Source organism: Deinococcus yavapaiensis KR-236, assembly GCF_003217515.1.
Lineage (GTDB): Bacteria > Deinococcota > Deinococci > Deinococcales > Deinococcaceae > Deinococcus_A > Deinococcus_A yavapaiensis.
The window spans coordinates 1-14117 of sequence record NZ_QJSX01000016.1 but is presented as its reverse complement, the minus strand read 5'-3'; the positions used below and the strand labels follow the sequence as shown (position 1 = coordinate 14117).

Genomic DNA, 14117 nt, shown 5'->3' with positions numbered 1-14117 from the left:
AACACGACCATCGGCGTGATCGACGCGACGATCACCCTCAGCAAGACAAGCCAAGGTCGAAGCATGTCCGCGGCGTACCAGCCGACGACCGCGAAGCAACGAAGAAAACGCCCCTTCCCCACCCGAAAGTGAGAGAGGGGCGCACGCTGTCTTGCTCTGGAGAGCGACGCACCGTAACCTTCCCGATCGCGCGCTCAAGAAGCAACCCTGCAGCTCGGCGTTAGCGGCTGAAGCGGAAGTGCGCCACGCGCTCCGTTCCATCCGCAAACTTCACCATCAACTTCCGGCAGGTGTTCGCCCATGCCTTGTCCGTCTTCCATACGTACACGTACTGATTTGTCACGGCGTCGTACGAAAGGCTGCTTCCTCCGGCAGTCACGGTTTCCTCGATCGGGTCGATGATGGCGCTCGCGTCACACGTCATTTGTGTGGACGTCGGGAAGTTCGGCGCGAAGATGTTCAAGCCTTGATTGCCGCCCAAGCTGAACTTCACGGGAATCGAGCTGCCAGCCTTCACGGTATTCACCGCCGGGAGGTTATCGACCGGTTGGAAGAAGCCCGTGAACGGGTAGACCACCGAGTAATTCGCGGACTTCGACGCGGTGTTGCCTGACGTGTCGGCGGCGTTCACCTTCAACGTCTTCGGGCCGATCGTGGCTGTGTTGAGGGCGGCGCCGTTCGCGGTGCTGCCCACGCAACTCGCCACGCCCGAGCCGCCCGCTTCGTCCGTGCAGGTGAACGCGGCGAGGACAAATTGCCCCAGCGTGTACTGCGCTCCGGCCGTCGGCGTCGTGATGGTGATGGTCGGTGGGGTTGTGTCGCCCGCTGGTGGGGTGGTGGAGAAGCTGCCCGCTTTGATCATCACGGCTGAGTCCAAGGAATAGTCGGAGCCATCCGCGATTCGCAAGGACAAGGTGTTGAGCGTGTTCTTGTTCACAGGAGCTTCGCACGTGAGGGTCACGGTCAAGCCGTCCATTTGGGTGTTGAGCATCGCCGGATTGTTGTTCTTGACGTACAACGACGAGTTCGTTCCTTGATTGACGGTGTTCACGGTGACGGGCACCGCTGGACTTCCGATGGTCGCGCAGTTCTGCCCGTTCACGTAGAACGCGAAGACGTCATTGAATTGACTTCCGACAAACTCGTCGTACTCTTCGGAGGAGAAGACGTAGCTGAAGTACACCGTGTCCGCGTCTGGGGTGAATTGGAAGTCCAACCGCGCGGCATCCGTGGTGTTCACGCCGCTCAAGTTGGCGAGGTCGATGTCTCCTGGGTTTCCGTAAGCGGTCGTGACACTGCCGGAGTCGTTCGGGCCTCGAATGTCCGCAATGTTTCCGGAGCTGAGGACCACGCCAGCGCCAAAGTCAATGATGCCAAGGCCGCCCATAAATGAACCGCCTGCTTGCGGAGCACCGGTGAAGGACGCGCTCGAGATGGTGACACCGGAACCGACGAGCGTTTGAGCCAGGACAGTGGGGCTGTTTCCTGGTGTTGTGAGGTCGCTTGTCACAAAGGCGCCCACGCTCAGTGCTTGAAGGTTTGGACGAGGAGAGGAGGCTTCTGGAAGGCGTGTTCGTCCTGCGGGCGCGTTTGGGGCTTGGCTGCAGGCCATCAGCAAGAGGGTCGAGAGGACGGCGGTGGCCGAGGCGCGGGTGAGGGTGCGTTGTGAGTGCATGCGTTGCTCCTCCATACCTTCGAGACGCCGATGCATAGCATCGGGTTGGTTGGAGGTGCCTTCGCTACGAACCGTAATTGGGTCGTACGGTACATTGAAGGCGCCTCGGGTTGTGAACGCAGGGTTGCTTGCTGGCGGATCTGCGTTCACGGTGGCTGGGGTCCACGATGCCCCGAAGGGCATCGTGGTTTTTAAGGTTTGATGGGTGGTGCGAGCGGTGGGCCTTCCTCTTGAACGCTCGGTGCCTTGCCCGTTCCATCCATGAGGTGGGTTGTGTGATTGACCGCTTGAGACGTCTTATTGTTAGGGTCGTGAGCAGAGGATTCAATTCATTTGGTGAAATGCTGCGTCACCTTACGCCTACCTCTTTCTCACAAAATGAAGTTCGACAGGCGAATTCTTGACGTTCGAGAAATGCAGCGCCCTCAAACTATGAACCTCACAACCTGTATTCGTCGATATGCGTGCTCCTCCCCCACCCGAAGGTGACAGAGGGGCACTTCGCTGACTTCGTCAACTAAGACACCACCGTGGCGGCGTCCAAGGGCAGGCCCGTGAGGTCACCTTCCACGTCACGCACGACGAAACGCACGCCCTGCGCATGGCCCTCCTCTTCGGCGTTACCGCGTGAACACCGCCGCCCCCACCACCCAGGAGGTGGCGAGCGCCGCCTCCTGGCTACGCGAACACCTCAGCAAGACCCTCGGCGGCACCCGCGACTTCCACTTAGACCAGCACACCTTCTACTTCACCGCGCGCGGCTGGGACGTCGCCCACGCCACGCGCGGCCTCCTCGGACGCGACACGTGGCACGCTGTTCTTGTCAACCACGCCAACGCCACACGCACCGAGCCACGACTCAGCTTGGTCTCGTCGCCGTTATCACCGGCCTCTTGATCGACACGGCCGCCGAGCGCCCCGAGCTTTTGTGACTACGCTGCTCGCCCTTCCGTTCATCGCCTTGGCACTCGTCACGTTGGTGTGCCTTGTCGTGGGCGCCATGCTTGCCGAGCCGATCATCGCGTGGAGTGGCTTGCCGCCCTCGATGGCGTTGATGGTCACGCTCGTCGTAACTGGCGCGCGCTGATGGGAGCGAAGGGCAAGCATAGGGATACGACCGTACGTGTCGCGCCTCTGTGCTTGGCAGTCGTCCTTGTTCGATCACAGAGGTCATCTCGCTCCAAAACATTATAAAAACGCAGATAGTAGCGAGGCACGCTTCGCGTTGTAAGGATGAAGCCTTACAAAGCGGAACTCTTGTAATGCAGCGACATTTATTTTCACTTCAGGTCGTTCCCTCGCTTACTAAAGTGAGATTATTGTAAGAAAAACGATGCCACGATGCACAAGCCAACCTGGGCCTGCACACCAACGCTTCGCATCGGAACGGCAACTTCAGACCAACTAATGGTCTAAAACACCATGCACCCTCTCATTGCACCGGCAGGCTCCAAGCCTCCCGAAGGAGCCATCATGCCCACTCCACGCTCCCTGCTTCGCTGGCCCCTCCTCCTCACCGCCGTCCTCTCCTCCGGCAGCGTGGCCGCTCCGTTACACCTCGGCGTCATCACCTCCATCACCGGTCGTCACGCCGCACTCGGCGCTCAACAACTCGCCGGGTACGCCGCCGGCGTCGCAGAAATCAAGCGCCGTAAGTTGCTCGGCAATCAATCCCTCACCCTCGTGGTGCAAGACGACATCTCGAATGCCGCATACGCCGTGCTCGCCGCGAACAGCCTCGCCGGCCGGAACGTCCCGCTCATCCTCACCTTCGACACGAGCGATTCAAGCAACGCCTTGGCACGATTCGCTTCGAAGCAGCAACGACCGCTCGTCCTCCTCGACGGTCAACGCGGCGGCACCGCCTCAGCCTTCGTCATTCGCCTCACCGACCTGAACGTCACCGCGAAAGACACCTTGATCAAATTCCGTAAGCAACTCGGAAAGAACGCCAACTCGGAACATGCCATCCGCGCGTACCTTGGCCTGCTCGCCCTGGCCACCGCCCTACGCACCACCGACATCAACAACACCAAGGCGCTTGCTCAAGCACTCCTTAAAGCCTCGATGCCATCACCGTACGGCACCGTCCGCTTCACCTCCAACACCCAAACGACCGCGTTGCTTTCCACGGCGCGTTGACCACACCTCGCGTTCATTCCACTTCAAAAAGGAGTTGCTCATGCTCAAATTCCTGTCCGTGACCTTGCTGCTCACACTCACCGCGTCCACCGCGTCCGCCGTCACCCTCAAAGGCGCCACCACCACCGCAGCAACCAGTCTCTTCACGAAGATGTTCGACGAGTACACCAAAACCACCGACGCGACCGTCAACTTCGAACCGGGAACGTCACCCGCCGCGCAAAAAGCCATCGTGTCGCGCAGCGTCGACTTCGCTGCCGCCATCATCCCGCTGGATGACAACGAGATCGGCAAGGACACCGAGGACGTCGTGCACATTCCCGTGGCGCTCAGTGCCGTCGTCATTACGTACAACGTTCCCGGCCTCGAGCGGCCCCTCAACTTCAACGGCCGAGTACTGAGCGACATCTTCTTCGGCCGCATCAAATACTGGAATGACGAGCGCATCTCGCGCCTCAACCGCGGCGTGACCCTCCCGAACTTGCTGGTCACGCCCGTCTATCGTTCCGACCCCTCCGGGTACAGCGCCATCTTCACGAACTACCTGACGAAAGTCTCCCGCGAGTGGAACGCGCGACTCAGCGACGGCGTCATCGTCGACTGGCCGACCGGCGCCTCGACCGACAGCGAAGACAAATCCGCCAAGGCCGTGCAAGCCATTCCCGGCGCCATCGGGTACATGGGCTTGTCCCGCGCCCTCAAGGACCGCTTGACCTTCGGGAACATCCAAAACGCCGCCGGGACCTTCGTGCGACCCACGGAAAGCAGTATCGAAGCAGCGGCAGGCTCGAAGACGTCCGCGGACGGCACGGCGAACATCACGTACGCGAAGGTGTCCCGCGCGTACCCGATCAGCAACTACATTTACGTGCTGCTGCGCCGCGAGCAAGGATACGAAGGCCGCACGGAAACACAAGCGAAAGCAACGCGCGACTTGATCGCGTGGATGCTCAGCGAAGGGCAACAGTATCACTCCAGGTTGTACTACGGTGAACTGGCAAGCGAAGTGGTGAACCGCGCTAAGAAGCTCCTCGCAACCTTGACGTTCAACGGCAAGCCGCTGCCCTGAGACGCAACGCGCGCTTCCAACCGATTCAACCGAGCGGCCTCCCTGAACGCTTGGCCATCACCGATTCAGGTTCGAACGAAGGCCGAACCGTGCACCCACAACGATTCTTAGTTGGGGGTGCACGGTTCGAAATTTCATACAACCGCGCTCGACAAGCTTCCTCGTGCACGACCATGCCACGATGCGTGACCTGAACCTCCTCGCTCTCCTCGTGACCGTGACGGCCGCCATGTCATGGTGGAACGCGCGTTACCTTCGCCTTCCGGCGGCCATGGGCGTCACCATCGCCGGTTTCGCGGCCAGCGGCGCGACCCTCTACTCGTCGCGTTGGACTTGTCGGTTGCTCGGCAAGCCATCGCGCTCGTGCGTGAGATCGAGTTCACGAACTTCGTGTTTCAAGGCGTGCTGTCGTTTCTGCTGTTCGCAGGTGCGCTCGGCATGAACTCCCACGCTTTGTGGCAAGTACGCGGACTTGTCGTGTCGTTCGCGTTGATCTCCACTCTCGTGTCCACCTTTGTCGTCGGAGCGCTCACCTTCGGGCTTCTGCGACTCTTCGGAATCGACGTGTCGTGGTTGTACGCGTTGTTGTTCGGCGCGTTGATCTCCCCGACCGATCTCGTGGCCGTCTTGGCCATCTTGAAGCAAGCGCGCGTTCCAAGACGCATCGAGACGCTCATGGCGGGCGAATCGTTGTTCACCGACGGTGTGGGCGTGGTGGCATTCGTCGTTCTCGCGAGTCTCGCCGGAGGAGCGCACGAGAACGCGGGTGGGATGTCACCGTTGAATGTCGCGCGCAACTTCGCGTAAGAAGCGCACGGCGCGGCGGTCGGCACGGCTGGCGGGGTGGCGTTACGAACGGTGAGTGATTTAGTGGTGGAGGTGCTGGTGTCACTGGCGGTGGTCTTGGCGTGCACAGCGCTCGCGGAGCAGTGGCGCGTGTTCGCGCCACTCGCGGCCGTCGCGGAGGGCTTCCTGATCGGATCGCTGACGGACCGCATTCCAGCGGCGTTGTCTTCACGGGAGAATTTCGAGTGCTTGTGGCATTTGCTCGACGCGTTGCTCAATACGTTCCTCTTCGTGCTGCTCGCGTTGGAAGTCGTGGTGTTGCGCTTCTCCGGAACGGCGCTGCTGCTTGGGGCGCTGAGCGTGCAACTCCTAGTGAATGCTGCGGCGGCGACGCGACGCGTTTTCCCCGTTCACGCGCCGCGTGATGACGTGGGGTGGTTTGCGTGGCGCGATCAGTCTTGCGTTGGCGCTGAGTCTTCCGCCGGGAAGTGAGCGTGACGTGCTGTTGGTCATGACGTACGTGGTGGTGGTCTTCTCCATCGTGGTGCAAGAGTTGAGTGTCGGACGGCTCGCTCGTCGAGCGGCCCTGAGTTCTTCGGAGGAGCGCGTGCATCGAGAAACTCGTGGAAGGCGCGCTCTTCCGACAAGGAGCGGGCCTGTTGGCATTGTTGGTCGTTCAGCAGTGTTCGTTTACGGGAGCCTTCGTCAGTCGCGCAGCTCCTGTCGTTGTAAGAAGACTGTAACAAGGTTATGAGTAGAATGTTGTTAGGGTAAGAACATCAAGGCGAACGTAAGAAGCGTCGCGACGTTCTTCTACCCTCACCTCAGCCCCGCACAAGCGAAGTGAGCCCTTTCAAGCTTCGCTGACACCTTCTCAACTCATGAGATGCAACGAAGCTCATCCTGCAACTCGGTCACCTCGGATGGGTGGAGCAAGTGGTGAGACCGGCTCTCAGGAGACTTATGAACAACAGCGCGCGTCGCACCCTCTCCGCGGTCCTCGTCCTCACCTCCGCCATCACCCTGGCTGCCTGCGGACAAACCCCGCTCGACACGCTTCCCCAGTCGACCATCACCGCGCAAAGCGTGAACGTCGACAGCAACGGCGTCGGCTGGGTCGGCAAAGGCGACGTTCAAACCGCCTTCAATTGGAACAACGCCCAAGCGCAACGATACGTGCAAAACGTGACTTTCACGTTCGAGCAGAGCGTGCGTTACGAACTCGACTGCTATAAGGAAGTCGAAGTTGGCCGCGACCGTGAAATCAAAACCATCACGCGCACCGTCAAGCGCACCAGCAACATCAACGCCACGATCACCTACGAAGCGCGTAAGACAGGACAGTGGACGGGATACAACCTCAAGGGGTTTTCGAGCACTGACACGAACGCACCCACGGACTTGTCCTGCACGGGTGACGACGGAAATCGCAGCGGCTGGATGCAAGACGGCGAACCGCGCATCACCTCCGGTGCAGATGGCGGCCTTTTCGTCACGTGGAACTCAATCAAAGTCGCGCTGCCGAACACACCCATCGTCGTGTATTGATTCCCTAATTCACTTCAGCAACGTTGGCCTTCCATACCCCTCCTCCGAGGGGCATGGCTCTTGTCACCCCTGCCCGCATTCCGCGCGTTCCAGAAGGGCACAACCGCATGGCCGACGAACGGCCTTGCTTCAGATCGTGCTTTGTACGGCGTACGCGATCGCGTCTGAGGCGCGCGTTTCTTGGTTGATGAGGCGTTCGACGCGGTAGGCGTCACCCGCGTACTTCACGACGTCGCCAACGTCGGGAACAGGTGCTCCTCGTTTGAACATGATGCGGCAATGCGAACCTCCTCCAGCGTTTGAGGTCGTCTTCTCGAAGTGTTGCACGTCGCGGTCGATGAAGCGCATGCGGCGATGGGAAGCGCGCAGGTTGATCTGTTTTCGATCGTGCTTACACACCTGAAGTGCAATGGCAGTCATCCACACGAACGAAAAGGTATCCCTTGTTCACTTGAAGATGAGCGCGCGATGCCCACGGCCCTTGGCGGCGGCTCTTGCACGACGAAGGTGACACGAGGGCCGGACTCACCCTTGCGTGTGGTTCGCGTGACGCGCCATCGTGCTGAGGCAGTACGTCACGACCACGTTTTCGCTTCGATCGCACGTCCAACAACGCGGGTACCACCGCCGTGAAGGCGGGTCACCGTCGTGGCGAATTCGACGGGCAATGACGACCGAGCATGCTGAAATGAGGCAACATGCGCGCCCTCCTCCTGCCACTCCTGGCGTCCTCCGCGTTCGCTCAAGGCACGCCACCTCCCGCGAAGCGCTCGCCGTGAAACGCAACGGGACGGAGACGGCCTCGTCGTTGTGCGATGCGCGCGACGGACAACGCGCGCTTGTCGTACCCGAACGACCCGAACGCGCCAGTGAAGTTCGTCAAGACCTTCGCCTTCTCCTCGAGGAGTGTCACGGCCGCAGAACGCAGCATGCTCGACAACACGAGTCTTGGCTTCACCGTGCCGTGGGGCAGTCGGCAGTACGGGCATGACGCGACACCGCAAGAGGTGTACGTGCTGGAGGTGCGAGATCGGCCTTCGCCGAACACGTACGCTCGTGGTGGCTGTGACGTGTGCATGAGCGTGTTCGCCATTCGGTGACCTTGACCTGCCAACAGCGCCTTCCCGTCTCAGGAGGCGCTTGAACTTGTCTTGTTACCTGCCGAAGCGCCTCTATGCGGGGGTGCCGTTGCCGCATTCGTACGTCTCGCTATGACGCGCACCTCAGGTGACACGGGTTCCTCGGCAGTCAAGTCGGGAAGACGCCTGAAGTCTTCGCCTGCTTATAAAGGTGCCGCACCGCCCCAAGAGCTTCAGGCGTCAACACCCACAGTCCTTGTGCCCCACGGTGCGGCACAGGTTCCGGCAGTGTTACGACATCCGACAAGCACCAGTGCACCTGACCGTCGACCGCCCACACGCTCGGTGAGTCCGTTCGAACTTCGGTGAGTCGAGCCACGGCGACAATGCCGAGCGTCATGAAATCGCCCACGGTCAAGCGCTCGCGTTGCTCCAACCAAGTCTTCGCGTCGTTCGGGCGGGCGTTGAGGTAGTCGTCGGTGAGGATGCAGCGATCGACGTGACGTGCGTTGTCGACTGCTTCTTCGAGAGCGTCCCCTTTCGGCAGGGCGCCGCCGTGAATGGCGAGGGACATGCCGACGTTCCCGCCTTGTTGTTCGGGTCGCCAGCTTCGATTCTCGACGTCCTTGCCGAGGCGTGCGACGCAGAACGCCCAGGGGTGGCGGAGGGTGATGCCTCGAATGGCGTTCACTCTTTGTCTCGGATGTTCACGATGACCTCAAAGTCGAGTGTGTCGAGCGCCTCGGAACCGTCAGTTCCGTACGAGTCAGTTTACCAACACCTCTACGCCGACCTCATCACACGCTGCGAGCACGAACGTCGTGAGTGACATGCCCGCGGAAGGGTGACTGACTGCAAATCTACCGTGGTCTCGCTTCGGAGGCGTGTTCCTCCACGCGTTTACGCTCGTGCGATACCAGCATGTTTGAGACGGTGTCAGGTGAGCTTCTCAAGGAAGATCTTCGCAAGTCTCGCCAGTTCCACTGACGTGGAGAGGGACAACTTTTCGACGTTCAAGGTCGGGGCCGCTTTCAAGAAGGCGCGCACCTCTAAGTACGCAAGCCGCTCGGGCGTGCACTTCACCAAGAAATCCTTTGGGCGATCATCACCCGAATCAATGCGCGCCCGCGTTGCCACTTCATACCAGTGACCGCGTTCCGTCATGAGCAATTCGTCCTTGATCGTCGCGATGGTGTCCTGCCGCCAAGGGCGCCCCTTTCGCTCGATGATGACGACCTCTCCGACCTCAAACGCCTCCACCTCCTCACCATAAGCTCAGCTCGCGCGGAAAAACCTTCATGTTAGGAAAAGACAGCTTGAGCTCAGAAGTCATGGCAGCAAGTCCATCGACCAAGACCGCAGCAAGCAGTAAAGGCTAACGATGGACACTCAGTAACGAACGCAGGATAAGCACCACGGCCATCCCCCCTTGCGATGAAGCACTCTGCAGGTGTGGGGGCCTGACGGTCAGACGCGACTTCAGCTTCGAGCAGCGTCATCGATAACGAACACAGGGTCGCGAAAGAACGAGCATCCTATTGACTCTGCCGCACCTTGTACCCTGAGCTTCACGGAAGTCGCTTGAACATCACGTGCATCCCCGACGTGCACAGTCATGAAGTCAAGCTGCCTGGCGGCGACGTGCTGATTCACGCGGGCAACTTGACGAGCATGAGCCGCTTCGAAGAGGTCGCGCGCTTGGCTCGAACGGCACGCCGAGAAGTACCAGCGCACCTTCCTCATGGCTGGCAATCATGACGTCCGCGTCGAGCGCGAGCCGGGCGCGTGGCGCGGCCTGCTGCCGCGCAACGTCACGTACTTTGAAGTCAGCGGCGCGGAGTTTCAAGGCGTGCGCTTCTGGGGCACGCCGTGGACGCTGACCTTCTACGATTGGGCGTTCATGGAGGACGAAGCGCAACTTCGGCTTCGTTTCGCGCGCATGCCGAAGGACACGCCCGTGCGGATCACGCACGGGCCGACGTGGAGCTTCCTGGACTTGACGGCGCGAGGTGAGCGGGCGGGGAGTTACGCGCAGCTCGAGCGTCTGTCACTGCTCGGTGATCACTTGCGGTTGCACGCGCACGGTTACATTCACGAAGCGCACGGGCAACTGCGGGTCGGTCGCTGATCGTGAACGCGTCGATCTGCGACGTGTCGTACCAGCCGTCGAACGTGCCCGTGCAGGTCACGCTGCACGTTGCAGCGAACGGCCTCCTTGTTGAATGACACCCACTCTTCCGCGGAGCTATGCGGGGCGTCGTTGTGATTGCTTCAACTTGGTACGTCGTCCATCAAGGAAAACCGTGGGAGTTGTGGTGGGTTGAGCGGAGTGACTTCAACTTGATTCAGCTCGATTCGTGTTCGTGGGCGTGTCCTGGAGGATGCGCCCCTGCCGAGTGCACTTGATTTCTTTTGATAGACCTTGACACGGATTTAGTCTTGCCTAAACAATGAGTGATGGCGCGCCTTCTTTCTCACGCGGCCGAGGACTACCTCAAACACCTCTACCTCCTCGGTCAAAACGGTAGAGTCAGCACCCAAGCGCTCGCCGAAGCCCTCGACATCACGCCCGCCTCCGTCACGGGCATGCTGCGCAAACTCGCCGAGCAACACCTCGTCACGCACACCTCCTACCAAGGCGCGAGCCTCACAGTGGAAGGCGAACGCATCGCGCTTGAGGTTCTGCGTCACCACCGCCTGCTCGAACTTTACTTGCACCGCGCGCTCGGCTACGCCCTCGACGAAGTGCACGACGAAGCCGAGAAGCTCGAACACGTCATCAGCGAAGACTTCGAAGCGCGCATCGCCGAGTGGCTCGGCCACCCGACCCACGATCCGCACGGCGATCCCATCCCCAGCAAAGACGGCCACCTTCCCCCCGACAACACCACCCCGCTCAGTCACGTTCCCGTCGGCACACGCGCACGCGTTGGACGCGTACCTGACGAGGACGGCATCCTCCGTGCCCTCATGCACGGCGGCCTCACACCTCACGCGACCATCCACGTCATCACTCGCGACGACACCCTCGGCATCCTCGCCGTTGAAACGCCAGCCGGACAACTCACGCTGTCACTCACCATCGCTGCGCGCATCCTCATTCAAGAAGCGGTGACGGCATGAGCTGGTGGCAGCGGCTCCTCAATCGCCGCGACCTCCTCAAAGTCGGTGCCGGCGCAAGCGCCGCGCTCGTCGGCGCTGCCGCCCTCGCGCAACGCACGCCCAACGCCACGCGCACGGCCGACGGCCACCCCATCGATCACGGTGGGCACGGCGGCAACCGCATGATCGGCACGGTCGATCACACCAAAAACGGCTTCGATCCCCTGCAACTCCTCACCGACTGGGATTACGGCAAAGTCAGCCGCCTTCCAAACGGTCAAACACTGCGCGAGTACACGTTCATCGCGCAGGAAAAAGACATCGAAATCGCCCCGGGCGTCACCTTCCCCGCGTGGACGTACAACGGCCGCGTCCCCGGCCCCACCATTCGCTGCACCGAAGGCGACCGCTTACGCGTGCGCCTCATCAACCAAAGCCGTCACCCGCACACCATTCACTTCCACGGCGTGCACCCGTGGGAAATGGACGGCGTTCCCGGCGCGGGCGCCGGGGAAATCCCACCCGGCGGCAGCACCGTGTACGAATTCGACGCGGAACCCTTCGGATGTCACCTCTACCACTGCCACGCCACGAGCCTCAAACGCCACATCCACAAAGGCATGTACGGCGCGTTCATCATCGACCCGGAGCAAGGCCGTCCGCCCGCCCGTGAATTCGTGATGATGCAAAACGCGTTCGACACGAACTTCGACGGCGGCAATGAAGTGTACGCCGTGAACACCATCGGCTTCGAGTACGCACGCCGCCCCATCCCCGTGCAGAAAGGCGAGCTCGTACGCCTGTACCTCATCAACATCCTCGAGTTCGACTTGATCAACTCGTTCCACTTGCACGGCAACATGTTCGACTACTACGACCACGGCACCACCCTCACGCCCACCTCGCGAATCGTTGACACGACCATGCAAGCGCAAGGACAACGCGGCATCGTGGAATTCCGCTACAAGTACACCGGTCAGTTCATGTTCCACCCGCACATCAGCGAGTTCACCGAACTCGGCTGGATGGGCATGTTCAACGTTGTCGAACCCAAGGACTTCCCCCGCGCTCTTCAAGACGTCGGCCTGAACGACACTTGGAATGAACGTGCCCTCAACGGCTTCGCAGCGAAACAGAAAGGAAGTGCCACGTGAGCGCCGACGCCACCCCAGTGCGTAAACCGTCCGCCGTGTGGGCGTTCGCGCTCGTGCCGATCGCGCTGCTCGGCGTGCTCATCGCGTACCTCGTCATCACAGGCGGAGGCTTACGGGAACTCAGCGGCCCACCCGTCGAGCAAGTCAAAGTCACGCGTGTCACGCTGCCCAGCGAGGGGCTCGTTCGACTTCAAGTCGTGAATGACGGTCCACAATCCGTCACGATCTCGCAAGTGCTCGTCGACGATGCCTTCTGGGCGTTCACGGCTTCCCCGTCGACGAACGTACCTCGTTTCGGACGCGTGACCATCGACGTTCCGTACCCCTGGGTGGAAGGTGACGCGCACCACCTGCAACTCCTAAGCAGCATCGGGACGGTCTTCAAAGCGGAAATCCCAGTGGCGCAACGCACGCCTCAACCAAACCGTGATTTGTTCTGGCAGTTCGGTCTGGTCGGCTTGTACGTCGGTTTGATTCCCATCGCGCTTGGCATGCTGTGGTACCCGTGGATGCGCCACCTCAACGCGAACGCCATCAACTTCATCCTGTCACTCACGGTGGGATTGCTGATTTTCCTTGCGATTGGCACGTGGTTGGACGCGTTGGAGTTCGCGGCGGAACTTCCCGCGTTTTGGCAAGGTGTGCCAGCCGTGGCGCTCGTCGCGCTGCTGTCCTTCGGGGTGCTGCTCGCGCTTGGCACGCGACGGAACGGTGAGGAACCGTCACCGCTCGGGGTCTCCACGCGGATCGCGGTGGGAATCGGCTTGCATAACTTGGGTGAAGGTCTGGCCATTGGAGCGGCGTTCGCGTTGGGTGAAGCGGCCCTCGGGACCTTCCTCATTCTCGGGTTTACGTTGCATAACATCACGGAAGGCGTGGGGATTGCGGCGCCACTCGTGAAGAAGAACCCAGGGTGGCGGGCGTTCGTGCTGCTCGCGTTGATCGCAGGAGGTCCCGCGATTTTTGGAACGTGGTTGGGTGGCTTCGCGTTCAATCCTGTGCTCGCCACGGTGTTTCTCGCGGTGGGCGTCGGGGCGATCGCGCAAGTCGTGTGGGAAGTGGGCGGGATGGTGGTGCGCGCCAGTCGTCACGCGGGCCTTCCGAACGCGACTTGGTTGAATCTCGCGGGAGTCACGGCGGGCGTCGTGATCATGTACGTCACGGCCTTCCTCGTGAAGTTCTGACGTTGCTCAGCGTGCCTCACGACGGGGAGCCCAACGGGCTCCCCGTCGTCGCTGTTTTGGTCAGGAGGATCGGTAAGGATTGACGGGGACGGTCAAGGTGACGCGTCCGCCAAGTTTGACGTGCAAGGCCACCGGGAAGGGCTCGCCGACCAGGGGAGGTCGCTTGAGGTTCAGCAGCATGAGGTGGTTTCCGCCAAGTTCGAACTTGATGGTTTCACCAGGTTGCAAGTTCGTGTCGACCTCTTGATGTTCGCTGTGCTCTGTCATGGGCAGGATTGACGTTAAAACGCACCTCAGGTGGCATAGCCTGTCCATCATCGGGGCGATCACGTCGGACGGGCGCGTGTTCCAGAACACCTATGCGCACGCGATTCGAGC

The 14117-nt window shown here is 60.9% G+C and carries 17 protein-coding genes and 1 riboswitch; of the genes, 12 read left to right on the top strand and 5 right to left on the bottom strand.

From position 1 onward, the window contains the following. Positions 1–220: 220 nt before the first annotated feature. Entirely contained in the window at positions 221–1612 is a 1392-nt protein-coding gene (locus tag DES52_RS17550; RefSeq protein ID WP_245901121.1) for a choice-of-anchor L domain-containing protein, read from the bottom strand. A 690-nt stretch (positions 1613–2302) separates the two neighbouring features. Here DES52_RS17550 and DES52_RS17545 point away from each other — a divergent pair. The 7 genes from DES52_RS17545 (at position 2303) to DES52_RS17525 (ending at position 7220) form a co-directional block, all read left to right on the top strand. Further along, on the top strand, positions 2303–2572 hold the full coding sequence (locus tag DES52_RS17545) for a hypothetical protein (RefSeq protein WP_146237350.1): 270 nt from the start codon (positions 2303–2305) through the stop codon (positions 2570–2572). 31 nt (positions 2573–2603) lie between these two features. After that, positions 2604–2762 (top strand): hypothetical protein, encoded by a 159-nt coding sequence (locus DES52_RS23045; RefSeq protein ID WP_170131121.1) that lies wholly within the window; start codon positions 2604–2606, stop codon positions 2760–2762. Positions 2763–3148: 386 nt separating this feature from the next. Beyond that, positions 3149–3817, top strand: coding sequence for an ABC transporter substrate-binding protein (locus DES52_RS17540; RefSeq protein WP_170131120.1), 669 nt, complete (start codon positions 3149–3151; stop codon positions 3815–3817). Positions 3818–3857: 40 nt separating this feature from the next. After that, positions 3858–4886: a phosphate ABC transporter substrate-binding protein PstS gene (pstS, locus tag DES52_RS17535; RefSeq protein ID WP_170131119.1), complete on the top strand. Its 1029-nt coding sequence runs from the start codon at positions 3858–3860 to the stop codon at positions 4884–4886. Positions 4887–5213: 327 nt separating this feature from the next. Continuing rightward, the gene (locus DES52_RS23040; RefSeq protein WP_170131118.1) at positions 5214–5693 is read left to right on the top strand and encodes a cation:proton antiporter domain-containing protein; all 480 of its coding nucleotides are present in this window, start codon (positions 5214–5216) and stop codon (positions 5691–5693) included. A 51-nt stretch (positions 5694–5744) separates the two neighbouring features. Beyond that, positions 5745–6164, top strand: coding sequence for a cation:proton antiporter domain-containing protein (locus tag DES52_RS23035; protein WP_170131117.1), 420 nt, complete (start codon positions 5745–5747; stop codon positions 6162–6164). Positions 6165–6549: 385 nt separating this feature from the next. Then, positions 6550–6632, top strand: a riboswitch (cyclic di-GMP riboswitch). Positions 6633–6635: 3 nt separating this feature from the next. After that, entirely contained in the window at positions 6636–7220 is a 585-nt protein-coding gene (locus DES52_RS17525) for an LptM family lipoprotein (RefSeq protein WP_110888138.1), read from the top strand. Positions 7221–7349: 129 nt separating this feature from the next. Here the strand turns inward: DES52_RS17525 and DES52_RS17520 are convergent, their stop codons facing one another. Beyond that, positions 7350–7568 (bottom strand): hypothetical protein, encoded by a 219-nt coding sequence (locus DES52_RS17520; RefSeq protein ID WP_110888137.1) that lies wholly within the window; start codon positions 7566–7568, stop codon positions 7350–7352. Positions 7569–8035: 467 nt separating this feature from the next. Here DES52_RS17520 and DES52_RS22620 point away from each other — a divergent pair, with 467 nt between their 5' ends. Then, positions 8036–8320, top strand: a complete 285-nt coding sequence (locus DES52_RS22620; RefSeq protein WP_146237349.1) for a hypothetical protein — start codon at positions 8036–8038, stop codon at positions 8318–8320. Between the two features lie 148 nt (positions 8321–8468). Here the strand turns inward: DES52_RS22620 and DES52_RS17510 are convergent, their stop codons facing one another. Together DES52_RS17510 and DES52_RS17505 are read right to left on the bottom strand one after the other, a co-directional pair. Continuing rightward, positions 8469–8990, bottom strand: a complete 522-nt coding sequence (locus DES52_RS17510) for an ASCH domain-containing protein (RefSeq protein ID WP_110888135.1) — start codon at positions 8988–8990, stop codon at positions 8469–8471. 245 nt (positions 8991–9235) lie between these two features. Continuing rightward, the gene (locus tag DES52_RS17505) at positions 9236–9559 is read right to left on the bottom strand and encodes a hypothetical protein (protein ID WP_110888134.1); all 324 of its coding nucleotides are present in this window, start codon (positions 9557–9559) and stop codon (positions 9236–9238) included. Positions 9560–10040: 481 nt separating this feature from the next. Between DES52_RS17505 and DES52_RS17495 the strand changes: the two genes are divergently transcribed. The 4 genes from DES52_RS17495 to DES52_RS17480 all read left to right on the top strand — a co-directional run bounded on the left by DES52_RS17495 (position 10041) and on the right by DES52_RS17480 (position 13739). Beyond that, a complete protein-coding gene (locus tag DES52_RS17495) occupies positions 10041–10427 on the top strand; it encodes a metallophosphoesterase family protein (protein ID WP_110888132.1) in 387 nt (128 codons plus the stop codon). 329 nt (positions 10428–10756) lie between these two features. After that, positions 10757–11422 (top strand): metal-dependent transcriptional regulator, encoded by a 666-nt coding sequence (locus DES52_RS17490; protein WP_110888131.1) that lies wholly within the window; start codon positions 10757–10759, stop codon positions 11420–11422. Beyond that, on the top strand, positions 11419–12555 hold the full coding sequence (locus tag DES52_RS17485; RefSeq protein ID WP_110888130.1) for a multicopper oxidase domain-containing protein: 1137 nt from the start codon (positions 11419–11421) through the stop codon (positions 12553–12555). Before DES52_RS17490 ends, DES52_RS17485 begins: the two co-directional genes overlap by 4 nt. Continuing rightward, a complete protein-coding gene (locus DES52_RS17480; RefSeq protein ID WP_245901108.1) occupies positions 12552–13739 on the top strand; it encodes a ZIP family metal transporter in 1188 nt (395 codons plus the stop codon). The genes DES52_RS17485 and DES52_RS17480 overlap by 4 nt, the downstream gene beginning before the upstream one ends. A gap of 60 nt (positions 13740–13799) precedes the next feature. Here DES52_RS17480 and DES52_RS17475 read toward each other — a convergent pair whose 3' ends face one another. Further along, complete coding sequence (locus DES52_RS17475) at positions 13800–14006, bottom strand: copper chaperone PCu(A)C domain-containing protein (protein WP_170131116.1); 207 nt, start codon at positions 14004–14006, stop codon at positions 13800–13802. Positions 14007–14117: the final 111 nt, after the last annotated feature.

Excerpts from the sequence above, each read along its gene's own strand:
- DES52_RS17520 (WP_110888137.1), bottom strand. The coding sequence starts at position 7,568 with ATGCGCTTCATCGACCGCGACGTGCAACACTTCGAGAAGACGACCTCA.
- DES52_RS17550 (WP_245901121.1), bottom strand. The coding sequence starts at position 1,612 with ATGGCCTGCAGCCAAGCCCCAAACGCGCCCGCAGGACGAACACGCCTT.
- DES52_RS17525 (WP_110888138.1), top strand. The coding sequence starts at position 6,636 with ATGAACAACAGCGCGCGTCGCACCCTCTCCGCGGTCCTCGTCCTCACC.
- DES52_RS22620 (WP_146237349.1), top strand. The coding sequence starts at position 8,036 with ATGCGCGCGACGGACAACGCGCGCTTGTCGTACCCGAACGACCCGAAC.
- DES52_RS17495 (WP_110888132.1), top strand. The coding sequence starts at position 10,041 with ATGGCTGGCAATCATGACGTCCGCGTCGAGCGCGAGCCGGGCGCGTGG.
- pstS (WP_170131119.1), top strand. The coding sequence starts at position 3,858 with ATGCTCAAATTCCTGTCCGTGACCTTGCTGCTCACACTCACCGCGTCC.
- DES52_RS17540 (WP_170131120.1), top strand. The coding sequence starts at position 3,149 with ATGCCCACTCCACGCTCCCTGCTTCGCTGGCCCCTCCTCCTCACCGCC.
- DES52_RS17490 (WP_110888131.1), top strand. The coding sequence starts at position 10,757 with ATGGCGCGCCTTCTTTCTCACGCGGCCGAGGACTACCTCAAACACCTC.
- DES52_RS17485 (WP_110888130.1), top strand. The coding sequence starts at position 11,419 with ATGAGCTGGTGGCAGCGGCTCCTCAATCGCCGCGACCTCCTCAAAGTC.
- DES52_RS17475 (WP_170131116.1), bottom strand. The coding sequence starts at position 14,006 with ATGACAGAGCACAGCGAACATCAAGAGGTCGACACGAACTTGCAACCT.